This window comes from Nocardiopsis sp. iso_186 (assembly GCF_056173365.1).
In genome coordinates this window covers 3,158,652-3,184,416 of sequence record NZ_CM149670.1, presented here as the reverse complement: position 1 = coordinate 3,184,416, position 25,765 = coordinate 3,158,652, and the positions used below count along the sequence as shown (strand labels likewise).

The window sequence follows — 25,765 nt, the reverse complement described above, 5'->3', positions numbered from 1 at the left end:
GAGTGGGGCCAAGGACCGCGCAAAGTTGAACCATAGATTAAGTTGCCCGTACGGTATAGCCATGTTGAACCCCCCCTTTGCCAAGGAGTTGACGATTGGCACAGTCGCAAAACGCATGGGAATTCCCACTTCCACGCTTCGCTTCTACGAACGCGAAGGACTGATCCGGAGCAATCGCACCAGCGGGAACCAACGCCGCTACACCAGGGACGTCCTGCGTCGGGTGGCGTTTATCCGCGTCTCCCAGCGGGTCGGGATTCCACTCGGCATGATCCGAGACGTCCTCGATCTGCTCCCGGAGGGCCGAACCCCGACCCAAGAGGACTGGGCCTGCGTATCCGAGCACTGGCGAGCCGACTTGGAAACGCGCATCGCCCAGTTGATCGGTTTGCGTGACAAATTGACCGACTGCATCGGGTGCGGTTGCCTCACCCTGGAACGGTGCACTCTGGCAAATCCCTACGATGAACTGGGTGAAGAGGGGCCAGGGCCACGTCGGCTGGAGATCCGTCAGGGCGAATCGGCGCCCTGCTGACCAACTTCCCGAGAAACCAGGCACTCCTCCAAAAAGGCGAGAGCTTTCAGATGGTAAGACCGTGCGGCCCAGCCCAGACTGATGTTGTGTCCGGCGTTCGGCAACCGCTCCATCCTGGCTCCGGTCGGCAACAGTTCGGCCAGTTCGGTCAGCGCCTCCTCGTCGTGACTCCACCAGCGCTCGTGTTGGGCGAAAGTGAACCGGAGCGGGATGTTCACTCGGCCGATGATATCGGCGAAGACGTCCGGCCAGCCGAGTAGTTCCTCCTGTTCCCGCTCGGGCACGGTTGCGGTGAGCGATGCGGCCAGACGAAAAGTGTCGGGCGGATAGAGACCCAGGGGACCCCAGTGCTTGAGCTGAGCCGCTCGGGTGTCGAAAGCCGGCATGCTTCGGACGTCCTCCGCATAGCGATAGCCGACACCGGAGACATCGGCCCCGATGAAGTTCGGTCTCCTTTCGTCTGCGGCGACTGCGAGCGCGAGCTTGCCTCCGTGAGAATGCGCCAGAAGGAACAACCCCGCTCCGGTCGGGCGGCTGCGGGTGAAGTCGGTCAGCGCCGCGAGCAGTGTCGTGACCTGTCCGTTGAGTTCCTGCCCCTTGGGGAGGCGGAGCGCGGACAACCCGTAACCAGGGCGATCGATGGACAATACGGTAAAGCCCAGGCGTGCACCGAGGGCCAACAGCGACAGTTCAGGGGTGGCTTGGCCATGAAAATAACCGGCCCGCATGCCGCTGCCGTGTACGGCCACGATGACTGCCCGCGGCGGAGCATGAGTGGGTTCGGCGAGCAGCGCCGACAGCTTGACGTCACCGGCAGCGAGCATGATCTCGTGGACATCGGTCATCTCAGTGCACCTCGGTGGTGTCTGGCCGATTCGCCGATCGCCGGATCGTATCCGGCGGGGCTGTATCGGGGCCTGCGGAACAGGACAAGCGCCATCCGGCGCTGAGCGAGATCACCACAACCGCCGCTATCGCCGCGGCTGCGAGGAAACCTGTGCCCAGCGAAGTGGCACCGATCAGGGGGCCGATCAGAAGCGGTGCACAGAACTGGCCGGTGAAAGCGGCTGTGGCCGACATCGACGTGGCCAGGCCGCGCGCGCTGGGCGGAGCCGCCCGGCCGATCAGGACCGTCAGAGCGGGAACGGCGATGCCCATCCCGCTTCCGAAGAACGCCGGAGCCAGGATCAGCAAGACCGGCCGGTCTGCCAAACCCGCCACAACCAGCCCGACCATCCAGCAGACGGCAGCCGTCCGGATCACTGTTTGGTGTTGCAGACGTCCCCGGAACCGCACGTAGGCCAACCCTCCCAGGGTTCCGAACAGTGACGTGGCCATGATGTAGAGGGAAATCAGAAAGGGATGGGAAAGACCGGTTTCGGCGAGCCGCTGGGGAAGGAACCCCGCCATGACGTACAGCAGCAGGGAACTGAGAAAAGACAGAGCGTAAAGGGAAAGGAGAACGGGCTTGCGTCGGAGCAGCACGAGTGAGCCTACGCGGGGGCCTGCACTGCTCACCCGGGACTCGGGAACGGTGAACAGTGCCATCACGCCCAGCGGAACAGCGACGAAATAGACAGCGAAGGACCAGCTCCAGGCGATACTCCCGAGCGCCCCACTCACCAAGGGCCAAACGATTCCTCCACAGCTGATGGCCACCGAACGCCACCCGATCAGACGGTCCTGGCCTGTCCCGGAGCAGAGTGACAACAGGGCCACAGTCGCTGCCACGAACACCACTGCCGCACCGACGCCGAAAAGCAGGCGAAGAGCGATCAGCACCGGATATGAGGTCGTCAAAAGGCCGGACGAGCCGGCAACGCCGTATAACAGGAGTCCTGCGGACAGGAGACGGCGGGGCCCGAGAGTATCGACCAGCCGACCGGCCAGTGGACTGGTGACGGCCAACGACAGGCCGTGCGCGGTGAGCAGGAGCCCGGCAGTTGTCTCGGTGAGGTCGAGGTCATGCCGGATGGCGGTGAGGACGGGGGAGAGGACGGTACCGGCCATGACGGTGAGGGTCGAAGCCGAGAGGAGCACGAAAACCGCAGCAGGGCTTGGTGCTGCGGATTGACCTGTGACGGGCGCTGACATGGCTGCCTCGCAAGACGGTCAACACAACGGAGTCCACGCGCGTGCATCCGTGCGGGGGTCTGCATGACAACGTCCAGACCCCCGCAGAGCCGTGCTTGACGGCCCACTGCAAAGAACAGGGCTTCTATCCTCCGTAGGGCCGCTTCTCCCTTGCCTCACGCAGGGCGAGTCCCCACCAGGCGAGCTGATCCAGCAAAATCTTGGCTGCCGCCGAGGAGCCTTCCGGGTCTTTCAAGTCCCCGTTTTCGTCGAACAGGTCCCACGCCATGTGGAAGCTGACCACGTCGCGCACGGTCACCGCGTGCAATTCACTGAAGATCGGCCGCAACTGTTCGACCGCGCGCAGACCACCGGCCAGGCCGCCGTAGGAGACGAAACCGACGGGTTTTGCCTGCCAAGGGGTCCTCTGCCAGTCGAGCAGACTTTTCAATGAGGAAGGAAAGCTGTGGTTGTACTCGGGAGTGACCACGACGAAGGCTTCGGCCTCATCGAGTTGAGGGGGCAAGATCGACAGCATCTCGGTAGCTGGCGGTTGGGGGGAACCCGTCAGCTGGTGCGGCAGCTGGAAGTCGAGAAGGTCTACGAAGCCGACCTGGAGGTCGCGGCGCTGTTCGGCCTGTTGCGTGAACCACTTTGCCACGGTGGGACCGAAGCGGCCCTCCCGGACGCTGGAACAGATAATTGTCAGTCGGAGAGGATTAGACATGCTTTCCCTAATGGCTGCTGATTGGGCAATTGTTTCAAAAAGGCTTGAATCGGAGGAAGTGGCTGTGTCAACCGGTTGGACCGGCTCGTTCGCATTTCTCTGGCCGGTCGAAAGCCGCAGACCTCGTCCGATGGGAAGGCGTGCGGCCCAGAGGCCGTCCCGCGATGAAGTACACGACAGCGACCACGAGCGCGCCAGTGGCAACAACAGCGAAAAGGTGCTGGACACCGATTGCCTCCACGACCGGCTGGGTCACGATCGGGGCCAGGAACTGCCCCAGAAACAACGAGGTCGTCAGGAGGCTCGCGTAACGGGCACGCATTCGGGGTGCTGCCTCGCCCATAACCCAATTGTTGAGATTGGGAATGAGGATTCCTAGACCGGTTCCCATGATTACCAGACCGGCCGTCAGGACAAGGGCGTTTTGAGCGAGGAAGAGTACGAGGTAGCCGACTCCAATTCCCAAGAAGGAGAGCGCTACCAGTCCGGATTCGGCCGCGAAGCGACGAAAAAATGCGAAACGCGTCGATACCATACCAGTGGTGAACGTCTGTGCGGCGATGACTGCTCCGGAGACGATCGAACTGGCACCGAAATCATTCTCGACAAGAAACGGGACTTGTACGGGAACGGAGTAAAAAGCAATCTGCCCCAGCAGCATGGCGACAAGGGCTGCGGCGACTGTCGATGGAACCTTCTTGGTCTGGCGTTCGACGGACTCGGACGTGTTTCCTGGAGTCAGAGAAGTTTCTGCTTTTCTTCGGGGCCTGGGAAGATAGATCAGCACTGGGACGATGTATGCGATGCCCAGCAGGTAGACAAGGAATACAACCCGCCAATCCAATGCGGCAAGGGCTCCGCCTCCCAAGAGGAGAACCGCACCGCCGAATGCGCCCGCAGCTGTCTGCCATCCCAACAACCGCTGCCGTTTCACACCTTCGTACAGATCCGCAATCATCGTCATTCCGCTGGTCAGTACCAGTGAAACTCCGATTCCGAGAACGGCCCGGCCAATGAGGATCGTGGGAAGCGTGGGGAGATAGAACCCTGAACTTCCACCGATGCTGAAGGCAAGCAAGCCGAGCATCAGCCCGTTCCTAGCGCTGACGCGCTCCACGACGAAGCCTGAGAACGGTGAGAAGAGCACGATTGCCAGAGCGTGGGTGGTGGTGACCATCCTGGCCATCAACTCGACGTCCGCGGCGTCTCCGAAAGTTCGCTGGATTCCAGGGATGGCCGGCGCAACGGTCGCGCCGGCCATGACCGTCAGCGTCCCGACCAAGACGAGTACAACTGCCTGGCCTGCTTTTCTGCGGTGGAGGGGAGCAGTCACTGTCTGGGGCATATCCACTGCTCTCCCTTGCCGGTGTCGATCAGCTGATGTCGTTGGCACCGACGATAGAACTTGAACTTAAGTTCAAGTCAAACCGCTGTGATGTACGCAACTGGAGTGCAGATGAAGTACTCCGGGGGAGCAGCCTCCAAGCGAGCGATCTCTTCCTGTCCTTCGGAGATCCGTGGGTCTTTCATCCATGAGTGTTGTGCGGATTCATCAACCCACATCGGGTAGTTGACGAAGGTTGTGCCATCGGCGCTGACGCATGGGGACGCCGAGATGAACCCCGGGAAGTTCCGCTTCCACTCTCCACTGCTCATCAGCAATTCCATCACCCCGTCCACGGCGTCGCGGTTCGCGAAGTGCCGTACCGCCACCGCCACGATCCCCGGCTCCTTGCCGGCCTCTGGCCCCTCAAGGCCATCCAGGGGGAAGGCGTGCACAGAGGTCGCCGACACAATCCCCGGTAGTCTCGCCAATTCGCGCAGGGTTTTTCCACGGGCGGTGTTGACGAACGAATCCTGGTAGTCGGAATCCGTCGCCCATTCGCTGCGGTGGACAACTGCCGTCCGGTCCACGCTCACATGAATCCTGGCAGACAGGAACCCCGGAGTTGCCCGCGCCCATTGCCGAACCTCGCTGGTAAGCGCGTCCACGAGGTCAGCAGCAGCCTCGGGGGAGTTCGTCTCAAGGATCCCGAAAGAAACAAAACCCGCCTCTAGCCTTTGGGGTTTCTCTGGTCTGATGTTTGTTTCCGGCATTGTTGAAAAACCTCCATTTACTCGTGCTCTCATGTCTGGAAGGACCTGGCCGTCCGGCCGGTTCTTCCCTCAACTGAGCGTGACATCACCTCTGGATTTTCCGTCAGTAGAGAAAAATAGTCCAGAGCGCCGTCCGCATATGCCGAAGGCCAACCGGTGGTGACCATCTGCTTCCGGGCCATCAGTCTGGGAAGTTCCTTCCATGCAAAGAACGGCCACATCCAGAACGCGGTCGTGAATCCCTCCGAGGCGATGTCCAGATTTTCGGAAACCGCGAGGTCACCGACGTAGAGTTCGGCCCCGGGAGAAGATTTGCAACAGCGGGCCATCTGGCAGGACAAGGGCTCGGGCCGTCACTTTCACCTCCAGCAGTCAAGAGACGAGGTGTGGATCGATATTGCCAATGGCCGCAGTGACTAGAATCACAGAGTGCGTCGCCGTGCACTCTTATTCTTATTCCGTAGCGGCAAAGTGAATTCAGGAACCATGCTGACGGCACAGCCCCAGACCGGCGGCTGAGGAGACCGTTCTATACGGAGAACACAACAGCTTCGGGTCAGGGTCGTCTTGGCGTGCCGCACCAGCTCCGCGGACCATGATTACGCACTACTGCTTGTGAGGAGCGCCGCCATTCGGCGGCTTTCGGTTGCCGTCCACCGACGTATTCGGGCCTCGCAACAGCAGCTGCCCTGAGCAGAACAACAGTGAGCGCTGCAAGTTCCGCGGTGTCGAGGCGCCCCCTGACGATTCGGAAAAAAAGGGGGGCGACCGTGGCGGCGTCTGTCTGCCGGCCCATCACTGCGGCAGGTTCCCGTGCTTGCGATGGGGCAGGTCAGCATGCTTGCTTCTCAACATCGCAAGGGCGTCAACGAGAACCTCGCGAGTACGCCGTGGGTCGATGACGTCGTCCACCAGGCCCCGTTCCGCTGCGTAGTAAGGGTGCATGAGCTGGGCCCGGTACTCCTTGATCTTCTGTTGGCGCAAGGCATCGGGGGTGTCTGATGCCTTGATCGCACGACGAAAGATCACTTCGGCCGCGCCCTCCGCGCCCATGACCGCGATCTCGTTGCCGGGCCAGGCGAACGCCAGGTCCGCGCCGATGGAACGCGAGTCCATGACGATGTAGGCGCCGCCGTAGGCCTTGCGCAACACGAGGGAAATCCGCGGAACCGTAGCGTTGCAGTAGGCGTACAGCAGTTTCGCTCCGTGCCTGATGATGCCGTTGTGCTCTTGGTCAACCCCCGGCAGGAAACCGGGGACATCGACCAGAGTCACCAGTGCGATGTTGAAGGCATCGCAGAACTGTACGAACCGGGCGGCTTTCTCGCTCGCTTTGATCGTCAGTACGCCGGCGTAGGCTGCGGGCTGGTTGGCCACGACACCCACCACCTCTCCGCCGATTCGCACCAGCGCGCAGACAATGTTGGGGGCCCAGTCGGCGTGAATCTCGAAATACTCTCCGTTGTTGACGATCTCCTCGATAACGACACGCACGTCGTAGACATGTCCGGGATCTTCTGGAACCAGGGTCAACAACGCTTCGTTGCGCTGGTCCGTCTGGTCCTCGCACGGTTGGCTCGGAGGAAGTTCCCGGTTGTTGGAGGGAAGTAACGACAGAAGAAAACGTACGTCTTCCAAACAGGCGCGCTCCTCGTCGTAGGCGAAGTGCGCAACCCCGGAGACAGTTGAGTGCACGTCGGCGCCACCGAGGCCGTTCTGGCTGATCTTCTCTCCTGTCACAGCCTGGACGACGTCAGGTCCGGTGATGAACATCTGGGAGGTGTCGCGGACCATGAAAACGAAATCGGTCAAGGCGGGACTGTAGGCGGCACCGCCCGCACACGGCCCCAGCATGATTGAGATCTGCGGGATCACCCCTGATGCCTTCGTGTGGCGTTGGAAGATCCCGCCGTAACCGGCCAAAGCGGAAACGCCCTCCTGAATCCGCGCCCCGGCACCGTCATTGAGGGACACCAGCGGCGCACCAGCCGCCAAGGCCATGTCCATCACCTTGTGAATCTTGGTGGCGTGCGCTTCTCCCAGGGCTCCACCGAAAATCCGGAAGTCGTGAGCGTAGACGAAGACCGTTCTCCCGTGCACGGTCCCCCATCCGGTGATGACGCCGTCGGTGTAAGGACGCTTGTCCTCCAGGCCGAACCCTGTCGCCCGGTGCCGGCGCAACTGCTCGACCTCGTGGAACGATCCCTCGTCCAGGAGCAGGGCGATCCGCTCGTGCGCCGTCAGCTTTCCCTTGGCGTGTTGACGCCGGGTCGCCTCGGGATCGCTCCCGTTGCAGGCCGTGGCTTTGATCAGGTCGAGTTCCTCCAGCCGCTCGCTCATGGACCATTGCGTGCGCGAGGTGGTCGTGTCGGTAATGGACATGGGGTTCACCCTCCAGGTGGGTTTCTTGGGTGGGAGGCCGCAAACGAGCGTGCGAAGACTGGAGCGAGAGACAGGTGGAAGTGTTCCGGGGACAGGTCGCCTTTGGGGCTTCACGGATCTTTCGTGCAGGTGGGTGCCGTCTCCGGCCGCGCGCTTCTCCCAGTGGTGTCACGGCCCCTACAGCGGCGGTCCGCGATTAGACCGACAACAGCGACCACCAGCCCTGACACGCCTAGGGCCGTGATCGCCCCTACTGCGAACCGGTGTCCGTCGAGCATCTGTTGGGGATCGCCGGGTGTCGCTCCCGTCAGGAGCAACGCCACCACCAGAGCGGGGACGACCGCGGCCGCGGTCTGCACAGCGGTCTGGTAGAGCCCGCTGGCCAAGGCCCGGTCGCGCGTCGGTACCAGCGAAACGGCCTGGGCGTTCAGTGCGGCGAACCCGAATACGAAACCCCACGCCACCAACAGCATCGTGGGCAAGATGTTCACCGCGTACACCACCGGTGGAGACAGCCTCAAATAGAGGGCGTATCCGAGCGGGGGGCCGAGCGCCCCGACAGCGATCAGTCGAACGGCGCCGAATCGCTTTGTCAGGCGTTGTGAGAACAGTGCGGCGACTGCCAGTGGAAGGCTCGCAGGAAGGAAGGCGAAGGCTGTTTCGGCCGGGGACCATCCCAACACCGTCTGCATGTGCAACGTGGCCACCAGAAGCAGCCCCACAAATGAACCGTTGAGGGCCGCGGCGCCTAACATCGAGCGAATCAGTGCGCCGTTACGGAGTACTCCGAAACGGATCAGCGGCCGACTCGCGAAATGTTCGGCGACGCAGAAAAGCAGGAAAAGAACCCCGGTCGCGGCAAAGGCTCCGAGGGTGAGCGGATCCCCCCAGCCTCGCACCGGCACCATCACGACTCCTTGGACCAGAGCCGAGAAACCGCCGGCCAGGCACACTGCTCCCACAGCCGCGAGGCGCAGGGGCGCGGTCCTGTCGGGGACGTCACGGGGAATGAGCAGTATCCCTCCCACGAGGAGCACCAGGACGACGGGAGCCGGGAAAACAAAAGTCAGCCTCCAACTCAGTCCGGTCAGCAGTCCGGCGAGAAGGAGACCGGCGACAAAACCGCAGGCTCCGACAAAGGAGTACACCGCGACCGCCCGATCACGATCGGGTCCACGACGAAACGCGGTGCTGATGATGGCCAGACCGATGGGAGCGGTGAGGGCCGCGCATACGCCCTTGACGAATCGGGTGGCGACCAGGACGGTGGGGTCGTTGGTGAGCCCCGCGATCACAGAGGCCGCGGCAAAACAGACGAGTGCGGCGAGGTAAACCCGGCGCCGGCCGAACGACTCGACGATCCGGCCGCCGAACAGCACGGTCATACCGAAGCCGAGAGCGAATCCGCTCACCAGCCATTGGAGGAGCGGGAGGGAAAGGTTCAGCTCCCGGCCGACCGACGGCAGCGCGACGAGCACCGTGGACACTTCGAGAGCGTCGATGAGCATGTTGCCGGCCAGGACGATCAGGAGCCCCCACATTTGCGGGCTCCACCTGGCGACGGCCTCGTCGGCGGAGTGGCGCGTCTTGCTCTCTGCGGGTTTCATGGTGCCCATCCCGGGATCGTGCCGACCGTTTCGAGTCTGCGTGGACGCACACCGCCCGGCGCCGATAGCCGCATCGGCGCCGGGCGATGCTCAGCCCAGGAGAGTGCCGCCGCTGGCGTCGATGAAGGCCCCGGTTATCCATCGCGCGTCGTCGGAGGCGAGGAAGGCCACCACATCAGCGATGTCCTGAGGTTCGCCCACCCGGCCAAAGGCTGACATTTGCGCCATCTGTTCGACTGCCTGGGGGATGTCGAAGACAGGGCTTCCGTTGCGGGTGATCCCCGGTGCGACGCTGTTGACGGTGATGCCGCGTGGGGCAAGGAACTTGGCGAAGTGCAGGGCGAGCTGCTCCACGGCCCCTTTCGACATCGCGTAGGCGATCTCGTCGGGGTTGGCGAACCGTGTGAGCCCGGAAGAGATGTTGACGATCCGGCTGCCGGGGGCGAGGAGGGCCAGTGCGCGCTGAATGATGAAGAAGGGCGCCTTGGCGTTCACGGCGAACAGCCGGTCGAACTGCTCGGAGGTGGTGTCTTGGGCCGAGACGCCACCCATGACACCCGCGTTGTTGACCAGGACGTTCAGTTCGGTTGACCCAGTACGTTCTTTCAGGCCTTGTTCGAGTCCGAGGAAGAGTTGGTGGACGTCCCCCGGAACCCCGAGTTCTGCCTGCACGGCGAAAGCCCGGCCGCCGTCCTTCTCGATCGCGGCGACGACGTCCTCGGCGGCGTCTTGGCCGACCGCATAGTGGACGGCGACCAGGGCGCCCTCCCGTGCCAGCCGGACGGCGATCCCTCGGCCGATTCCCCGGCTCGATCCGGTCACCAGTGCTGTCTTGCCCACAAGCTTGCTCATGTCGTCTCTCCGATCGGTTGAAAGGATGGGGTGAGGAACGGTCGTCGAGGGAGGCCCGAACCAGCGTTGCAGTGCCTCGGGCAACCCCACCGGGTTGCCCTGAGACGCCCAGGCGACGTAACCGTCGGGCCGGATGAGGAGAGCGTCGCCCTCTTCCAACGCAGTGCCGTGGGTATCGAAAGGCCGGGCCGTGATCGTGTCGATACGGTCTGTCCAGGGCGCGCACGCGGCTTTGAGGTGGGCTCTGTGGCCGAGGCCGCCCCAGAGGTCCAGAAGCACTCCACGACCGGGGGTCAGTAGGCGTGCGGTGCTTGTCTCCACGCCGTCGCACACGAGTTGGGCCGGCGGCAGCCGCACTCCGAGAAGCGGATGGCCACTGGAACCGGTGTCGTATCGGATGGCCAGACCGGAAACCGTTCCCGCCAGGTTCTGTCGGACGGACCCGTAGTTGACGAGCTCTCCGAAGAGTTGACGCAGGGCGTCGGTTTCCGGCCCCCCGAGAAGCAGCGTTGCCTGAGCGTTGATGTTTCCCAGGACCCGGTCGCCGACCGGGTGCCTTTCGTCGTGGTAGCTGTCGAGCAGTGTCTCCGGGGCTTTGCCGGTGACGTGGAGGGCGAGTTTCCATCCGAGGTTGAACGCGTCTTGGAGCCCGAGGTTGAGAGCCTGACCGCCGATGGGCATCTGCTGGTGGGCGGCGTCACCCGCGAACAACACCCGACCGTGGCGATACTGGGCCAGTTGGCGGGAGGCATCGGTGAACCGGTTGACCCACTGCGGCCTCCCCGTTCCGATGTCCTCTCCGGTGACCCGCTCCCAGGAGTCCCGGATCTCCGTGAAGCCCGGTTCACCCGCGTGTTCGGTCGGAGCTCGGCCGAACTCATGGACCATGACCCGGGTGACCCCGTCGCCGCGCCGGGCGGCAACAGCCATGCCGGCGGGCAGGCGTTGAAATCGCCGGTTGGGGACCTTGATTCCCGCCACATCGGCACGAATCAGTTCGCGGACCGCGTCCGTCCCGGGAAAGGAGGCGGCGCTCAGTTGACGCACCGTGCTCTGCTCGCCGTCACATCCGACCAGATAGGCACCGTTGACCCGCACCGGCCCGGCAGGCCCCACCACAAGAGCCTCCACGTGGTCACGGTGAACGGTGAGGCCGTGCAGCTCGTGGCCGCGACACAGTTTCACCCCGAGGGAGAGCGCCCATTGTTGAAGGACGGCTTCGGTCTGTACCTGTGGGACCTTCCATTGACCGGGGTACGGGGTGGGGAGGGTAAGGGCGACGGGAATTCCACCGAAATGGCCCATCACATCGTTGGGCGGGGACTTGAAAGCCGGCAGCAGTCCGCGGCTGTCGAAGATTTCCATGGTGCGGGCGTGCAGTGTGGAAGCCCTGGACTCGTTGGTCGGAGCGGTGCGGCGCTCCAGAAGGATTACCTCCGCACCGCCCAGTCGCAGCTCACCGGCGAGCATCAGTCCGACCGGCCCGGCGCCGACCACTATGACCTGGGTAAGTACTGTGCTCGGCTCGGTCATGTTCAGCGGTCGCGCTCGGCGTAGGTTTTGGCGTGGCCGAGTGTGGCCCGGCTGTTCGCCCCCAAGGCGTCGCGAATGTAGGAGCGCGCGTCGGAGATTTTGGCTCCGGTGCCGAGCACCTCGGCGACGGCCTCCCTTTTGATCGCCACCGTGTGTTGGGAGGTGGCGGTGACGCCGTCGGCCGTCTCTTCGAAAAGCCAGTAACCGGTGTGCAAAGACATCAGGGCGGGAAGGGTGATCTGCTTGTAGGAGATTCGATGATGGGGGAAGCACACTCTGATCGACTTGGTGGTGTGAGTGGAACCGTCCTTGGTGCGCGTGTCCATTTCAAGGGTCTGGAGACCGGGGGTCTCCTCTTCCAGGTTGACTCTCGCCACGTGGGGCAGCCGCTCGGTCCACAGATGTGCTTCGTTGACGAAGTCGTAGAGGTCCTTGGCCGCTCCGGCGACGTGGACCGTGTCTTCGAAGGACAGCAGCAGGTCTTTGGCCGAAACGTCCAGTTCCACGTTGGTTTTGAGTGCCGCGAGTTCGGAGCGCGAGTTGTGGTCGACGGCCTGGTCTATCCAAGCGAGGTGCGAGGCGTCGTCGTCGACCGCACGGTAGTCGTGCAGGAGCCGTACCCGGGACTCGTTGGCGGAACGGGGTTCGATGAGCCAAGTTCCGGCCATTGCGGCCACGGGCGGGGCGGAGACCTCCTGACGGAAGTCGATTCGCAGTTCGTCGGGGAGGAGTGTGCGGTGGGAGGTCCAGTTCTTCGCGGCGCCACCGGCGGTGGCCCAGATCCGGATACGCTCTTCGGTGCTGCTCCGCTCGAGGTGGTCAACGTGGACGGTCGGCGGAAAAATCCGTGGCCAGTTCTCCACGTCCGCGATGAGCCGGTAGACGTTGACGGCCGGGGCCGCAATGGTTATCTCGTGTTCCACCTCGTGACGGCCTTGTTCAGGCATGGTGGTGTCTCCTTGGGGTGAAAAGGTGCTCCGATGGAGGGGGACGGCGAGTGTTCGTGCGGGTCAGAAGTTGCCCAGGCCGCCGCAGACGTTGAGCGCCTGGGAGGTGATCGAGGCCGCGGTGTCGGAGGCGAGATAGCCCACGAGGCCGGCGACCTCGTCAGGGGTGGAGTAGCGGCCGAGGGGGATCTTGGCGCTGAACTTCTCGAGGACCGCGTCCTCGGAGGTGTTCCAGACCTCGGCGTAGCCTTGGCGGACCCGCTGGGCCATCTGCGTCTCCACGTAGCCGGGGCAGACCGCGTTGACGGTGATCCCGGTAGGGGCCAGTTCGTTGCCGAGCGCTTTTGTGAAACCCACGACACCGTGTTTGGACGCCGAGTACGGAGCTCCGAGTACCACCCCCTGTTTGCCCGCGGTCGAGGCGATGTTGATGATGCGACCGCGTTGCTTGTGCCGCATGCCGCCGGCGTTGAGAGACGCCCGGGTCATGCGAAAGACGCTGTTGAGGTTGGTGTCGATGACCGCCTCCCACAGTTCGTCGGTGATATCGGCGGTGACACCACCACCGCTGCGGCCCGCGTTGTTGACCAGGACGTCGATCGTGGAGAAGCGGTCCACCGCTGCTTGGACGAACGCTTCGACACTGTCGTCGGAGCAGACGTCGAGGGTGGCGCCGTCCACGTCCATTCCCTCCTCGCGCAAGCGTTTCACCGTGCCGACCACGTTCTCGGTGGTGCGCGCTCCGATGAAAACCTGGTGTCCCTGAACAGCCAGCAGTCGGGTGACGGCGAGGCCGATTCCACTGGTGGCTCCGGTTACAAGGGCGACTCGTTGGTCCTGCTGGGGCATGACTTCTCCTGAACGTGGGGGTCGTGGGGTCAACCGGCCGTGTCGGTTGAGTGGGGACCCGCCCCGGTGAAGGGGCGCCGGTCGGCCTTCAGGCAGCGAGGGAGTCGGCGAGGTGGGCGTTGACCAGTGCGATCAGGGCGCGAGGGGTGGTGGCGTTGACGAGAGAGGGCTCATCGAGGGTGATCCCGTACTCACGTTCGATTCGGCTGCCGGTCTCCAACAAAGCCAGGGACTCGTAGCCCAACTGCTCGAACCCGGCGTCGAGGATGTCCCCGTCGATGTCGATGTCGTCGTCCGAACCGGCCCCCTCACGCAGGATTCGCTTCAGGTCGTCGAGGGTGAAATTCTTTGTGCTCATAAGAATCCTTCTTCGGGTGGATGGGAAGGGAGAAGGGATCAGTCTGATGGGGCCTGGACGACGACCGCGGAGTTGAATCCGCCGTGGCCGCGGGCCACCACCAGGGCCGTACGTATCGGAGTCGAGCGAGGCTCGTCCGTCACCAGGTCGAGCCGGTAGTCGGGAACCGCCTCGACGTTGGTGGTCGGCGGGATCACGCCGGTGGAGATCGACAACAGGGCGGACGCCAGGTCCAGGGCAGCGGCGCCTGAGTACAGTCGTCCGGTCATCGACTTGGGTGCGGTCACCGGTACCCCGTACGGCCCGAACACCGCGGCGATGGCTTCGGCTTCGACACGGTCCATCTCCGGGATGGCGGCGGCGTCCGCGAAGATCACGTTGACGTCCTCGGGCCGTACCTCCGCGTCCGCAAGCGCCAGCTCGATGGCTGTTCGCAGTCCGGGCTCGCGGCCGCTGCCCGCCCGTGGATCGAAGGTAGCCGCGTACCCCGCGATCTCTCCGTAGATCCGTGCGCCACGCGATCGTGCGTTCTCGACGTTCTCCAGGAGAAGGATCGCGCCCCCCTCGCCCGGAACATGGCCATGGGCGTGCGCGTCGAAGGGAAGGTAAGCCCGCCGCGGGTCGTCGCCGGTGCTCAGCCGTCCGCTCGCCAGCTGAGCGACCCATCCCCAGGGACAGATGGAGGCGTCAACACCACCGGTCACGATCATGGGAGTGCCCTTGCGGATCTGTCTCCGGGCCTGGGCCACCGCGTCGAGGCCGCCCGCCTGGTCACTGACCAATACTGAACTGGGTCCTTTCATCCCGTTGCGAATGGAGATCTGGCCACTGTTGACGGCGTAGAACCAAGCGAAGGACTGGTAGGCGCTGACATAGCGGCTGCCTTTGCTCCACAGCTTCTGGAGTTCTCCTTGGCCGAATTCGAAGCCCCCCGAAGAGCTGGAGGTGACGACCCCCATATCGAAGGCGGGTACCTCATCGGGGGTGATCCCCGCGTCGGTCAGCGCCCAGTCGGCTGCGACCAGCGCGAGCCTCGTCATCCGGTCGGTCTGGGGCAGGAGGCGCCCCGGCAGGTGGTCCTCGGCAACGAATCCCGGCACCTCGCCGGCCAACCGCAGGGGGTACTGGGCGGGGTCGAAGCGGGACACGGGTCCGATCCCGCTCCGGCCGTTCCGGGTGGCCGTCCAGAAGTCCTCTGCTCCGAGTCCGTTGGGCGCTGCGATCCCCATTCCCGTGACCACGGTCCGGGCGTTCATCGCGTCCCCCGTTTCTCGCCCGTCAGGACCATCGCGCTCTGGAAGCCGCCGAAACCGCTGCCGACCGTCAGCACCGTGTCCGTCGGCCACTCCCGAGCGGTCAAGGGAACGTAGTCCAGGTCGCATTCGGGATCTGGTGTATGGAGGTTCGCGGTGGGTGGGACCACGTTGTTCTCCATGGCCAGTACCGAGGCGGCGATCTCGATCGAGCCGATGGCCCCCAAGGAGTGGCCGACCATCGACTTGATGGAGCTGACGGGAACCCGGTAGGCGTGCTCCCCGAGGCTTTTCTTGAACGCCGCGGTCTCGTGCCGGTCGTTCTGTTTGGTCCCTGATCCGTGTGCGTTGACGTAGTCGATCTCCGCTGCGGCAGTGCCTGCTTCCGCAAGGGCGACACCGATGGCCTCGGCCATCTCCACGCCGTCCGGCCGAAGGCCCGTCATGTGAAAGGCATTGCACCGAGAGGCGTAACCACTGACCTCCGCGTAGATGTGGGCCCCGCGCCGTTTGGCGGCTTCACGCTCTTCCAGGATGAACACGGCCGATCCCTCGCCGAGTACGAATCCGTTACGGGTTCCGTCGAAGGGGCGAGACGCCTCTCCGGGGGCGTCGTTGAGTGGCGTGGTCGCCTTGATGGCGTCGAAGCAGGCCATGGTGATCGGCGATATGGGCGCGTCCGAGGCGCCGGCGATCATGACGTCCGCCGAGCCCTCGCGGATCAGCTCGACGGCGTGGCCGACCGCGTCGAGACCGGAAGTACAGCCCGTGGAGACCACGGTGCACGGACCTTGCGCGTCCACCGCCCAAGCAACCTCTGCCGCGAACGAGCTGGGCACCAGATAGTTGTACAAGTGGGGAACCGCGTACCCGTGGTTGACCAGATCCAGTCGCCCACCGTCGCTGACCACGCGGTATTCCTGGTCCAGGCCCATCGTCGCGCCTACCGCGCTACCGATGGTGACCCCGACCCGGTAGGGGGAGAGCCGGTCGATCTCGAGCCCGCTGTCGGCCACCGCTTCACGAGCGGCCACGACCGCCAGTTGGGCTGCGCGGTCCATACGTCGGACCTCTTGGGGGCCCAGTCCAGAGGCAAGCGGGTCGAAATCGATCTCCGCGGCCACCCTGGAGCGGAACTGGGACGGGTCGAAGAAGGTGATTCCCCGCGTCGCCGTCCGCCCTTCGCTGAGAAGGCTCCAGAATTCCTTCACCCCGATCCCCCCGGGGGCGATCACGCCTATACCGGTAATCACAGCTCGCCTGTCGTTCACGCTGACGCCTCCCAGCTGTAGAAGCGTGTGGCCATCGCGTCCGCGGGGGAGCGCCAGGTGGTCGGGTCGTAGGGGTTGATGTAGGGCTTCAGGTCGTCGCTGATCCGAACGAAGCGCGGCTCTCGCCGGGCCTGTTCGATGCGCCTGCCGCCGGTGTCGGTGTCGAAGTCCTGAACGTGGAAGTAGAGGCCCTGGTACGAAAACAGCTGGCGGCGGCGCGTCCCCATGAGATGGGGCATGTCGGTCGCGTCGAACGAGCCGAACAGACGGGCCACCTCGTCACTCGAATGGAGGGCCATCCGGGCCACGATCAAAGTGCTGTGCATGTTTGTCTCCTCGCAATCGGGTCGGCTGTGATGGGGGACGGTTATCGCCGTGGTCCGAACCACCGCTCCAGCGCCATGGGCAGGTCGCCGTGGCTTCCAGGCGCGGCCCACGCCACGTAACCGTCGGGGCGCACCAGTACTGCGGTGGTTGCGTTCAGGGGACTGTCCTTCGGGAGTGGCCCGAGTTCTGCGGTCACGATGTCCACTTGGCTTTCCCACCCCGCGGCCCTTCGGCGTAGTTCAGGGTTGTCCCCCAGATCCAGGAGGACGCCGCGTCCGCTGTGCAGTACCTCCGTGCTGTCGGCGAAACGGGTCGGTCCGGACAGCTTCAGGCCGGGCATACGCCTCCCCAGCAGGGGGTGCCGCCCTCCGTCAACGGGATAGCGGATCTCCAGACCGCTGACCATCGCGGCCAGGTGCCGACCCACGTCCTCATAGGCGATGAGCTCGGACATCACGTCGCGTAGCGGCTGCATCTCGGGACCGCTCAGGAACAACAGCCCCTGCGCCCGCGTGTTCATCAGCAAGCGTTCGCCCACCGGATGGCGTTCGGTGTGATAGCTGTCCAGGAGCGCTTCACGGCTTCGCCCCTGGACGACGGCGGCGAGTTTCCAGCCGAGGTTCACGGCATCCTGAATGCTCGTGTTCATGCCTTGGCCACCAGCCGGGAGGTGGATGTGTGCGGCGTCGCCGGCCAGGAAGACCCTGTTCCTGCGGTATTCGGTGACCTGACGGGTGGCATCGCCGAAGGAGCTCACCCACACCGGTTCTCCGTGGGAGATGTCGTCACCGGTGAGGCGTTTCCAGGCAGCGGAGACCTCCTCGTACGCCGGTGGTGTTTCGCGGCGCTGCGGCGGGGTCCCGCGTTCGCAGACGATGAGGCGGGTGACACCGTCCGGTAGCGGTCCCACCATGACCATGCCGCCCGGTAGGGTCTGCCCGATCATCCTGGGTGCGAGATCGAGCCCTTTCACGTCGGCCAGAAACATTTCCAGGGTCGCGGGAGTCCCGGGAAAGTCGAATTCGAGGGCCTTGCGCACGAGACTGCGCCCGCCGTCGCAACCGACGAGGTAGCCGCTGGTGAGCCGGAGAATGCCCTCTGGTCCACGGACCTCGACCTCCACTTCGTTGCCGTTGTCCTTCACGGCAAGGACTTCGTGGCCGCGTCTGATGTCGCAGCCCATCCCGAGGACCCACTCTTCCAACACCGTCTCGGTCTGGGACTGTGGAACGCTCTTCGCCGCCTGGTGGGCGCCGTCGAGCAGGCCGAAGTTGACCGGAAGCCCGCCGAAGTGGCCATGGTTGCTGATCGCGATCTCCCCGAACCGGGGTAGCAGACCGCGCTGGTCGAAAACCTCCATGGTGCGAGCGGTGAATCCCAGTCCGCGGGACTCTCCTGTGCGCTTGGCGAGGCGTTCCAGAACGATGACGTCCACTCCGGCCAATCGGAGCTCTCCCGCGAGCATCATTCCGGCTGGGCCGGCACCCACGACAATGACTTGGGCATCCACACGCGTCTCCCTGTTTTTCGATACCGGCGCGAAATTGGCACTCATCGGAAAAGCAGCATTCAGAGAAGAAGGGTCCGCTTTCCGGAAGGTCAAGGTTTTCGTGGTGGTTCGACGGTGCAAAAATCTTTGCCGTTCGAAACGGTTTTCGAATCCAAAGAAATTTTGATATCGGGATGTCGAGGATTTGGCAGGTTTCCAGGGGTTTTATTTCTGCCCGTGAGCGCTGCCGTTTTTCTGGTCGGAGTCGAACATGAAGCTCTCATCATTCTTTTATCTCGCAAATGACGGCACCCGAGGCGACCGTATCCCCCACATCGACCTGGATCCCTCTGACCGTTCCGGAACGAGGTGCGTTGAGCGGTTGCTCCATCTTCATCGCTTCGAGCATGACTACCAGTTCGCCCTCTTCGACGTGCTGACCATCGCGAACGGCGATTTTCACGATGGCCCCCTGCATGGGGGAGGAGAGCGTGTCACCGGACACCGCACTCCTGCTCTGCGGGTTGGCCCGTCGCTTCACCCGGTTTCCCGGCGCTGTGGACGGCCCGGGAACAGCGATTTCCAAACGCCGGCCTTCGACCTCGACAACGACTGTCTCCCATAGGGATTCGGGCACGGTTCCGGTGCTCGGAGGTGTGAACGGGGAGAGTTCGGCGGAAAACTCAGTCTCGATCCAACGAGTGTGAACGGCGAACGAAGATCCAACAAATGCCGGTTCCATGACGATCGCGCGATGGAAAGGAAGAACGGTTGCTATACCGTCAACGTGAAATTCCGCAAGGGCCCGGCGAGCACGCCCCAGTGCTTGCTCCCGGGTGGCGCCGGTGACGATCAGTTTTGCGAGGAGGGAGTCCCAGGCCGCGCCGACAACGCTTCCGGATTCCACCCCGGTGTCAACCCGCACTCCTGGACCGGTCGGCGGAACAAAGGCAGCCACTGTTCCCGGTGTGGGAAGGAATCCTTTTCCTGGGTCTTCGCCATTGATACGAAACTCGATGGAGTGCCCTCTGGCGACGGGATCGTCATAACCGATTTCTTCACCGTCTGCGATACGCAGCATTTCGAGTACCAGGTCGATACCCGTGACCTCTTCCGTGACCGGGTGCTCGACCTGAAGACGGGTGTTGACTTCGAGAAACGAAAGAGCCCCGTCTGCGCCGACCAGGAACTCGCAGGTTCCTGCCCCTACGTAGCCGGCTTCTCGCATGATGGCTTTCGATGCCGCACGTATCTCCGCGTCCTGCTGATCGGTGAGAAAAGGCGCAGGTGCTTCCTCCACGAGTTTTTGGTGACGCCGCTGCAACGAGCAGTCGCGAGTGGACACGACGACGACGTTGCCGTGGGTGTCGGTCAGGCACTGCGTCTCCACATGACGGGGACGCTCCAGATAGCGCTCGACGAAACACGCTCCGTTTCCGAAGGCCGCGGTGGCCTCCCGCACAGCCGACTCGTAAAGCTCCGGGATCTCCTCCCTGGCACGAGCGACCTTCAGCCCTCTTCCACCACCGCCGAAGGCGGCCTTGATGGCGATGGGCAACCCGTGCCGGTCCGCGAACGCCTGGATTTCCTCAACACCACTGACCGGACCGGGAGTACCGGCCACCAGAGGCGCCCCCACGCGTTGTGCGATGCTGCGCGCCGCGACCTTGTCTCCCAGATCGCGGATGGCCTGTGGCGGTGGTCCGACCCAGGTCAAGCCGGCGTCGAGGACTGCCTGCGCAAAATCCGCGTTCTCGGACAGAAAGCCGTAACCGGGATGCACCGCGTCGGCTCCCGATCGAGCCGCCACAGCCAGCACCTTCGCCATGTCGAGGTAACTGGTGGCCGGGGTGTCCCCGCCCAGCGAGTGCGCTTCATCCGCCGCCCGCACGTGCAGGGCGTCTCTATCCGGTGCGGCGTAGACGGCGACGGTTGAGATCCCGGCGTCCTGGCACGCTCGGATGATCCGAACCGCGATTTCACCGCGGTTGGCGACTAACACCTTGCCTGGCATTGTGCGATTACCTCCACGAAGCGTTGGCGAAGCGGAAATCCGCGCAACCGATCACAGTTCCGCTTTGGCAAGGGCGGCGGTTGTCTTCTCGCATTCGTTGACGGTGGCGGTCGTGTAGGTCTGGGCTGTCGGGAGGATCGTCCGACACAGTCCGGTAAGGACCCGCCCCGGCCCGACCTCGACAAATTTTTCCGCCCCCCCGTGTGACATACGGGTGACCGTCTCGCGCCAGCGCACCGGAGCCGTCAACTGGCGACGCAGTATGCGGATGATGTCGTGGGCGTCCGAGAGCGGCTCGGCAGTGACACTGGAGATCACCGGAATAGTCGGGTCGCGAAAATCGGTCCCTTCCAGGACTTCGGCGAATTCCTCCTCGATCTCCTGCAGGAGACTGCAATGAAATGGCGCCCCGACACCCAACGGCACGACCCGCCGCGCGCCCGCACTTCTCGCTATCTGAATCAGTTCCTCGACAGCTCGCACCTGCCCGGAGACCACGACCTGGTCGGGGCCGTTGTCGTTGGCCACTTCGACGATCTGCCCCGTCTTCACCAGGGCCTCGGAGCAGGCCGCCTCCACTACGGTTTTTTCCAGCCCCAGGACAGCCGCCATGGTCCCGGGAACCTTCTCGTTGACCGTTTTCATCAATTCTCCGCGCCGCCGGACCAGACTGAGTGCGTCGGTCCATTCCAGTGCCCCGGCGCACACGAGCGCCGTGAATTCGCCAAGGCTGTGTCCGGCTACGACGTCAGGTGCCACAGCGTGATCGCGCAGTAGCTCCAGGGCTACGAGACTGGTGAGGAAAACCGCCGGTTGGGTGATCGAGGTGTCGCGCAGCGTCTGGGCGGAAGCATTCCGGCACAGATCCGAGAGCGAGAATCCGAGTATTTCGTCGGCGGTGCGGTAGTAGGTGTCGGCCAGGTCCGGAGCACGCTGGTGGAACTCCGTTCCCATTCCGACGCGCTGCGAACCCTGGCCTGGGAAAATAAAAGCGATGGATTCCATGTTCGCCTAATGTTGCTTTTGTGCAGAATAATTGCCGGGTGCGGGGGGCGAGTGATCGATTCCTCGGTGGGGCTGGTCTCGGTTTCGAATTCGTATTCCACCGAGACTGTGGCTTCGGATTTGCTTCACGATGAATCGGCTACCGAAATTATTTTCACTCCTCTATGGCATCGCAGTCAAGGATGGTATTTCAGAATGAAGTCAGATTCATTCATTTAAATGTGAACATCTCGGCAGGTCTGTCAAGTATGTCAGATCAAATAAAAATTTTTCTTCTCCGCCATTGACCGGCAGGAGCCCTTCCGGGGCGGTAGCCGATTGACTCGGCACTTAGCGTTGTTGTAGTGATCGTGGGAACCCGGAAACCGGCCGTACGTGAAAGGTTCCGAACCCATGAAGATCACAGTTTTTGGGGCGACTGGTGGAACCGGGCAGCATGTGGTCCGGCAAGCTCTCGATTCCGGGTGGCGGGTGACAGCCGTGGTGCGCGATCCGGCGAGGGTTCTCCTCAAGCACCCTGCTCTCGAAACGGTGACAGCCGATGTGCTCACCTCGCAAAGGCTGGCTGAATTCGTCGCGGGACGGGATGCCGTCATTTCCGCGCTGGGTCCGCGCGGCAGAAAGCAGGTAGGCGTCGCTTCTCTGGGGACCGGCCGGGTTTTGCGAGCGCTAGAGGAAGGAGGAGTCAAACGCTTTCTTGCGCTAAGCGCGGTGCCGGTCGGCCCGGTTCCCGACGGTGAAGGGCTTGTGCAGCGTTGTGTTGTGATCCCCTCTCTCAGAGCTGCCCTGCGCGCGACCTATGCAGACCTTGCGGTGATGGAGGAGGAGATGGAACGGAGTGAGTTCCAGTGGACGGTGGTACGCCCGCCTCGATTGACCGACGGCCCCCTTACCCGCGTCTATCGCACGACCGTCGGCGGCAACGTGGTACGCGGCAGTTCGATCTCCCGCGCGGATCTTGCCCACGCCCTGCTCGCCCTGTCCCGGGATCCCGCCTCTGTCGGCCGGTTCGTCGGTGTCGCGTACTGACCCCCGGACAAGGTCGGCCCCGGTCCTCGTCTGCTCCGCTCCTCGTGACGAAACGGGTCGCGAAGGCACTCCGCCATCCAGGGACCTGCGCATCGGAGCCGGTCAAGACCTCACTTCACGAGTCGCTCCGGATGCTTGGCCACGTGCTCTCGTCGCAGACGAGGACGCATGCGATGCCGAGTATCGGAAGGCGGAGCCCGTGCGCCCCCAGTGCTCCCAGGGGAGGACGGGATGGGGGCCGGTCCGAGAAGGGCACCGGTTCGCCATGGTCGGCACCTCCCGCTGGTCCGCACAAGGACGGCCGCCGGCGGGGTGAGTGGTTTCGCGGTCCTCGTCACGTCGGCTGACACGCCGCCGGCGGCGTGAGGTCGTCCTTGAGTGCCCGGTGGTGTCTCCGCGGGCCTTTGGAAGAGGACTGCGCGCTGGTCCTCGAATGCGCGGGAGCCGTGGAATTAATTTTTCCATAACAAAGAAGAAGCGAGAAAGAAATAAAAACTCGGGTCGAGTGAATGGTGAAGCCAAAACTTGGGCCGACGCCCAGGTGGTGGCCCCGCCTCCGGCTGGGCAAACAGCTCTGGAAAAAAGTGATTTATGTCACATTTGGTGTATTGGGTCTAATTTGTTGGCTGTGACCTGGAAATACGCGTTTTGCGGACAACTCCCCTCACTCCTGCAACAACATGCAGAATAGTTGACAAAACCGGACAGTCCGACTTTAATCAATGCTGCAATTGGGGTATCAGTAAAACACTGGCAAAACACCGGTAAAAAATCGGGAATATATAAGCGGCTGTCATTGTTTATCTGTGGCAACGGGGCGTTTGTCGGTTGGAAGAAAGGTTACTCACTTTCGCGGGGAAAGTTCACCCTGGAGGAGTACGTGATTCGCACTCTTGTAGTGGAACACGATGTAAATTTATCCAAGACTACTGTCTCCAACCTGCGGCGGAACGGCTACGACGCCGACAGTGTCGGCACTGGAAAGGCCGCACTCGATGAGGCTGAAAACGCTGATCTCGTCCTCCTGGCCCTCGATCTCCCCGATCTCGATGGACTTGAGGTCTGCCGACAGATAAGGGCCATTTGTGACACGCCAATCATTTCAGTCACCGACGGGGGAACCGAATTAGATCGGGTGCTGGGGCTTCAGGCGGGGTCGGACGACTGTATCAACAAGCCTTACGGGTTGAGAGAGCTAATTGCCCGGATAGAGGCAGTCATGCGTCGTACCCGGCCGAAGTCGGCTTTTCAGGGATCGGTTATCTGCCACGGTCAGCTGTACCTGGATTGCGCGGGACGAAAGGTTCGTGTCAGTGGCAAGGACGTCAAGGTGACCCGGAAAGAATTCGACCTCCTTTATCTTCTGCTCTCGCAACGAGAAAAGGTGGTATCCCGGGAACAGCTCATGACGAGGGTCTGGGGCAACGAATGGGCGAAGAACGGTCGCACCATCGACACCCATGTCAGCAGTCTGCGCAGCAAACTTGGAGCCAGCTCTTGGATTACCACTGTCCATGGAGTGGGATACCGGATAGGACACGAGTGAGACGGCCTGCCATCCGCACGCCTGTGGCTGCCTTCCTTCACGCCCCGGGCCCCGGTCGCCCCTCCTCGCGAAATCGGGGCCTGCCGTCCGAAGGTCTTCGAGGATGCCCCATGAGGTGCTCGGGAGGTGGGGCGCGATGTCGCACTGTTGAGGGTTGATCGGTCGCGTCGGCTTGCGCCGACGAACCGTGGGAGCTGCTTGGGCGAGTGCCGCCTGAGCCCGCCTTGCCACGTCGGCGAGGCCTCCGGGAGCGGGTACACCGTCATGCTCGCGCAGAGTACGGTGTGCCTCGCGCAGGCGGGCCAAGATCATGGTCGCCTGCGGACAACGGTCGGTTCCGGAGACGCGCGCCGTCGTGATGAGGTACCCAAACGCGTCGGGTGCGGTCGGTGACGTCGGAGTCGATGTTGATGGTGGTCACCTCGCCCTCTGGGCCGACCAGCTCGGCGATCGGTGCGGCGTTGTATCCGCCGGACCCGATCTCCAGTACCCGCATTCCGGGTTCGAGCCCGGCTTGTTCGAGCGTCATGCCCCATTCCTTCTGGAGCTGGAGCAGGATATCGACCATGTCCTGGCGGGCTTGTTCGGCGTTTGTCGTCGGTGTGGCGGGCATGAGTGTGTCCTTCGTGGTCGTCGTCATCGCGCCGGGAGATTCGGCAACCGCTGTCAGGTGTGCTGGTGGGAAAGGCCCCGACCGTGCTGACCAAGTGTGGTGGCCGGGGCTGTGGCCTGCGTGGACTTCCCCTCAGTGGGGATCGCCGATCGCGCGCGGGAAGCATGGGATCCGTGGCCGGTCCGTCTCCTTCGCAGCCGGGCAAGTCGCGCCTGGGGGCGTGGAGGTCGGGAGGTTGGATTCGGTGGGCGGTTTCGACGTGTTCCAGTCCGACCGCGGGGTTGTCCTCGTCGGCGGTGATGTCGGCCAGGACGAGGCGGACGCGGGCGTCTTGGCAGGTGTCGCCCGAGCTTGTCCGTAGGAGTCCAGGGCCTCGTCAACGCGCCCGGTAATGCGCCACAGGGCGCCCAGGTGGCGGCGTTGCGGTGCGACGCCGCGTTCGCTGCCGGGCATGAGGCGCTCTTTCAGTGACCGCTGGAACGCGCGTTGGGCTTTTTCGTGGTCACCGGTGAGCAGGGTGATGGCGCCCATGCCTTCGTGGGTGCTTGCTCGGCCCTGGACGGCGGGAAGCGGGGCGGGCGTAGAGCACGGTTGACGCTTGTGGCAGGCCGCTCTATAGGGTCGCGCAGAGCCGGCGCCCGTACCGCGGATTGGCGGAAGAACGGCAAGGAGCGAGGTGGCGGGCCTGGGGTAATGGGATTCAAGGAATGGCGTCGATCCAGTCCCCTTGCGAAACCCGGCGGCCTTAGGTTGGCAGAAAACGGCGGCCCTGCGTCCCGATTTCTGCATCTGCGCTGTTCACAAGCCCAACGCGCACGAGAAGTATTCGTGTCGCTGGTTCGCGCGTTCTTGAAGAACCGTGTCTTGGGCGAGTCCGCAGCTTAGGAGAGGGCCCCAGGGTTCCGATTGTCCGAAGCACTCTTCCGGCGAGGTGATTCGGAGCCGTACTCGGACTTCTGAGCTGGAGGAGAGCATGAGAAACCGCCTTTGACCTGCGTTTGGAAAGCGGGGGTTGCTGCTGAAAATTTTTTTCCGGTATTCCAGCAGATGGCGAGCATGAAGAGGCCGGTGTGCCGTGGAAGAGTGCGTTCTGAGAAACCTTCGGCATTATGCTGATCGGCAGTCGGAACCACGGACCAGGATCAATGCGCGGGTCGGCCGGCAGCCACAGAGCCTCATCTGCTGGATCGCTCCCCTCGCTTTCTGGCCTGCCTCGCTACTCCATCGACGGGACGTCTTGGTGTTCCTGCCTGTCGTA

Annotated in this window: 22 protein-coding genes; 3 read left to right on the top strand and 19 right to left on the bottom strand. The window is 63.4% G+C overall.

What is annotated here, in order from left to right; translation table 11 throughout:
• Positions 1-61: 61 nt before the first annotated feature.
• On the top strand, positions 62-535 hold the full coding sequence (gene soxR, locus AC0VYP_RS14010) for a redox-sensitive transcriptional activator SoxR (RefSeq protein ID WP_285760140.1): 474 nt from the start codon (positions 62-64) through the stop codon (positions 533-535).
• On the opposite strand, the gene AC0VYP_RS14005 is transcribed toward soxR, so the two are convergent.
• The 18 genes from AC0VYP_RS14005 to fabD form a co-directional block, all read right to left on the bottom strand.
• On the bottom strand, positions 511-1,380 hold the full coding sequence (locus AC0VYP_RS14005; RefSeq protein WP_285760139.1) for an alpha/beta hydrolase: 870 nt from the start codon (positions 1,378-1,380) through the stop codon (positions 511-513). The genes soxR and AC0VYP_RS14005 overlap by 25 nt on opposite strands.
• Position 1,381: 1 nt before the next feature.
• On the bottom strand, positions 1,382-2,575 hold the full coding sequence (locus AC0VYP_RS14000) for an MFS transporter (protein ID WP_475470064.1): 1,194 nt from the start codon (positions 2,573-2,575) through the stop codon (positions 1,382-1,384).
• Positions 2,576-2,753: 178 nt separating this feature from the next.
• Positions 2,754-3,335, bottom strand: a complete 582-nt coding sequence (locus tag AC0VYP_RS13995) for an NADPH-dependent FMN reductase (RefSeq protein ID WP_285760137.1) — start codon at positions 3,333-3,335, stop codon at positions 2,754-2,756.
• A gap of 67 nt (positions 3,336-3,402) precedes the next feature.
• Positions 3,403-4,680: an MFS transporter gene (locus tag AC0VYP_RS13990; RefSeq protein ID WP_285760136.1), complete on the bottom strand. Its 1,278-nt coding sequence runs from the start codon at positions 4,678-4,680 to the stop codon at positions 3,403-3,405.
• A 77-nt stretch (positions 4,681-4,757) separates the two neighbouring features.
• On the bottom strand, positions 4,758-5,432 hold the full coding sequence (locus tag AC0VYP_RS13985; RefSeq protein ID WP_475470061.1) for a hypothetical protein: 675 nt from the start codon (positions 5,430-5,432) through the stop codon (positions 4,758-4,760).
• Between the two features lie 556 nt (positions 5,433-5,988).
• Entirely contained in the window at positions 5,989-6,228 is a 240-nt protein-coding gene (locus tag AC0VYP_RS13980; RefSeq protein ID WP_432707486.1) for an acyl-CoA carboxylase subunit epsilon, read from the bottom strand.
• A complete protein-coding gene (locus AC0VYP_RS13975) occupies positions 6,228-7,772 on the bottom strand; it encodes an acyl-CoA carboxylase subunit beta (RefSeq protein ID WP_475474257.1) in 1,545 nt (514 codons plus the stop codon). Before AC0VYP_RS13975 ends, AC0VYP_RS13980 begins: the two co-directional genes overlap by 1 nt.
• A gap of 152 nt (positions 7,773-7,924) precedes the next feature.
• Positions 7,925-9,421: an MFS transporter gene (locus AC0VYP_RS13970; RefSeq protein WP_475470059.1), complete on the bottom strand. Its 1,497-nt coding sequence runs from the start codon at positions 9,419-9,421 to the stop codon at positions 7,925-7,927.
• 90 nt (positions 9,422-9,511) lie between these two features.
• Complete coding sequence (locus tag AC0VYP_RS13965) at positions 9,512-11,806, bottom strand: SDR family oxidoreductase (RefSeq protein ID WP_475470057.1); 2,295 nt, start codon at positions 11,804-11,806, stop codon at positions 9,512-9,514.
• Positions 11,807-11,808: 2 nt separating this feature from the next.
• On the bottom strand, positions 11,809-12,753 hold the full coding sequence (locus AC0VYP_RS13960; protein WP_475470056.1) for an aromatase/cyclase: 945 nt from the start codon (positions 12,751-12,753) through the stop codon (positions 11,809-11,811).
• A gap of 63 nt (positions 12,754-12,816) precedes the next feature.
• Positions 12,817-13,602, bottom strand: a complete 786-nt coding sequence (gene fabG / locus AC0VYP_RS13955) for a 3-oxoacyl-ACP reductase FabG (RefSeq protein WP_285760131.1) — start codon at positions 13,600-13,602, stop codon at positions 12,817-12,819.
• 88 nt (positions 13,603-13,690) lie between these two features.
• Positions 13,691-13,960, bottom strand: coding sequence for an acyl carrier protein (locus AC0VYP_RS13950; protein ID WP_475470054.1), 270 nt, complete (start codon positions 13,958-13,960; stop codon positions 13,691-13,693).
• Between the two features lie 38 nt (positions 13,961-13,998).
• The gene (locus AC0VYP_RS13945) at positions 13,999-15,216 is read right to left on the bottom strand and encodes a ketosynthase chain-length factor (RefSeq protein ID WP_475470052.1); all 1,218 of its coding nucleotides are present in this window, start codon (positions 15,214-15,216) and stop codon (positions 13,999-14,001) included.
• On the bottom strand, positions 15,213-16,484 hold the full coding sequence (locus AC0VYP_RS13940) for a beta-ketoacyl-[acyl-carrier-protein] synthase family protein (RefSeq protein WP_475470050.1): 1,272 nt from the start codon (positions 16,482-16,484) through the stop codon (positions 15,213-15,215). Before AC0VYP_RS13940 ends, AC0VYP_RS13945 begins: the two co-directional genes overlap by 4 nt.
• Positions 16,481-16,810 (bottom strand): TcmI family type II polyketide cyclase, encoded by a 330-nt coding sequence (locus AC0VYP_RS13935; RefSeq protein ID WP_285760127.1) that lies wholly within the window; start codon positions 16,808-16,810, stop codon positions 16,481-16,483. Before AC0VYP_RS13935 ends, AC0VYP_RS13940 begins: the two co-directional genes overlap by 4 nt.
• A 41-nt stretch (positions 16,811-16,851) precedes the next feature.
• Positions 16,852-18,321: an FAD-dependent monooxygenase gene (locus AC0VYP_RS13930; RefSeq protein WP_475470048.1), complete on the bottom strand. Its 1,470-nt coding sequence runs from the start codon at positions 18,319-18,321 to the stop codon at positions 16,852-16,854.
• Positions 18,322-18,583: 262 nt separating this feature from the next.
• Positions 18,584-20,314 carry an acetyl/propionyl/methylcrotonyl-CoA carboxylase subunit alpha gene (locus tag AC0VYP_RS13925; RefSeq protein WP_475470046.1) on the bottom strand — a complete coding sequence of 577 codons (1,731 nt, stop codon included), beginning with the start codon at positions 20,312-20,314 and terminating at the stop codon, positions 18,584-18,586.
• A gap of 51 nt (positions 20,315-20,365) precedes the next feature.
• Positions 20,366-21,319, bottom strand: a complete 954-nt coding sequence (gene fabD, locus AC0VYP_RS13920) for an ACP S-malonyltransferase (protein WP_475470045.1) — start codon at positions 21,317-21,319, stop codon at positions 20,366-20,368.
• 393 nt (positions 21,320-21,712) lie between these two features.
• Between fabD and AC0VYP_RS13915 the strand changes: the two genes are divergently transcribed.
• Both AC0VYP_RS13915 and AC0VYP_RS13910 read left to right on the top strand, forming a co-directional pair.
• Positions 21,713-22,348, top strand: a complete 636-nt coding sequence (locus AC0VYP_RS13915) for an NAD(P)-dependent oxidoreductase (RefSeq protein ID WP_475470044.1) — start codon at positions 21,713-21,715, stop codon at positions 22,346-22,348.
• A gap of 691 nt (positions 22,349-23,039) precedes the next feature.
• Complete coding sequence (locus AC0VYP_RS13910; protein ID WP_475470042.1) at positions 23,040-23,894, top strand: response regulator transcription factor; 855 nt, start codon at positions 23,040-23,042, stop codon at positions 23,892-23,894.
• 262 nt (positions 23,895-24,156) lie between these two features.
• Here AC0VYP_RS13910 and AC0VYP_RS13905 read toward each other — a convergent pair whose 3' ends face one another.
• A complete protein-coding gene (locus AC0VYP_RS13905) occupies positions 24,157-24,507 on the bottom strand; it encodes a hypothetical protein (RefSeq protein WP_475470041.1) in 351 nt (116 codons plus the stop codon).
• Positions 24,508-25,765 lie beyond the last annotated feature (1,258 nt).

Bases quoted from the DNA above. Each gene is read 5' to 3' on its own strand.
- soxR (WP_285760140.1), top strand. From the start codon at position 62: ATGTTGAACCCCCCCTTTGCCAAGGAGTTGACGATTGGCACAGTCGCA.
- AC0VYP_RS14005 (WP_285760139.1), bottom strand. From the start codon at position 1,380: ATGACCGATGTCCACGAGATCATGCTCGCTGCCGGTGACGTCAAGCTG.
- AC0VYP_RS13995 (WP_285760137.1), bottom strand. From the start codon at position 3,335: ATGTCTAATCCTCTCCGACTGACAATTATCTGTTCCAGCGTCCGGGAG.
- AC0VYP_RS13990 (WP_285760136.1), bottom strand. From the start codon at position 4,680: ATGCCCCAGACAGTGACTGCTCCCCTCCACCGCAGAAAAGCAGGCCAG.
- AC0VYP_RS13985 (WP_475470061.1), bottom strand. From the start codon at position 5,432: ATGCCGGAAACAAACATCAGACCAGAGAAACCCCAAAGGCTAGAGGCG.
- AC0VYP_RS13980 (WP_432707486.1), bottom strand. From the start codon at position 6,228: ATGGGCCGGCAGACAGACGCCGCCACGGTCGCCCCCCTTTTTTTCCGA.
- AC0VYP_RS13975 (WP_475474257.1), bottom strand. From the start codon at position 7,772: ATGAGCGAGCGGCTGGAGGAACTCGACCTGATCAAAGCCACGGCCTGC.
- AC0VYP_RS13970 (WP_475470059.1), bottom strand. From the start codon at position 9,421: ATGAAACCCGCAGAGAGCAAGACGCGCCACTCCGCCGACGAGGCCGTC.
- AC0VYP_RS13965 (WP_475470057.1), bottom strand. From the start codon at position 11,806: ATGACCGAGCCGAGCACAGTACTTACCCAGGTCATAGTGGTCGGCGCC.
- AC0VYP_RS13960 (WP_475470056.1), bottom strand. From the start codon at position 12,753: ATGCCTGAACAAGGCCGTCACGAGGTGGAACACGAGATAACCATTGCG.
- fabG (WP_285760131.1), bottom strand. From the start codon at position 13,602: ATGCCCCAGCAGGACCAACGAGTCGCCCTTGTAACCGGAGCCACCAGT.
- AC0VYP_RS13950 (WP_475470054.1), bottom strand. From the start codon at position 13,960: ATGAGCACAAAGAATTTCACCCTCGACGACCTGAAGCGAATCCTGCGT.
- AC0VYP_RS13945 (WP_475470052.1), bottom strand. From the start codon at position 15,216: ATGAACGCCCGGACCGTGGTCACGGGAATGGGGATCGCAGCGCCCAAC.
- AC0VYP_RS13935 (WP_285760127.1), bottom strand. From the start codon at position 16,810: ATGCACAGCACTTTGATCGTGGCCCGGATGGCCCTCCATTCGAGTGAC.
- AC0VYP_RS13925 (WP_475470046.1), bottom strand. From the start codon at position 20,314: ATGCCAGGCAAGGTGTTAGTCGCCAACCGCGGTGAAATCGCGGTTCGG.
- fabD (WP_475470045.1), bottom strand. From the start codon at position 21,319: ATGGAATCCATCGCTTTTATTTTCCCAGGCCAGGGTTCGCAGCGCGTC.
- AC0VYP_RS13915 (WP_475470044.1), top strand. From the start codon at position 21,713: ATGAAGATCACAGTTTTTGGGGCGACTGGTGGAACCGGGCAGCATGTG.
- AC0VYP_RS13905 (WP_475470041.1), bottom strand. From the start codon at position 24,507: ATGCCCGCCACACCGACGACAAACGCCGAACAAGCCCGCCAGGACATG.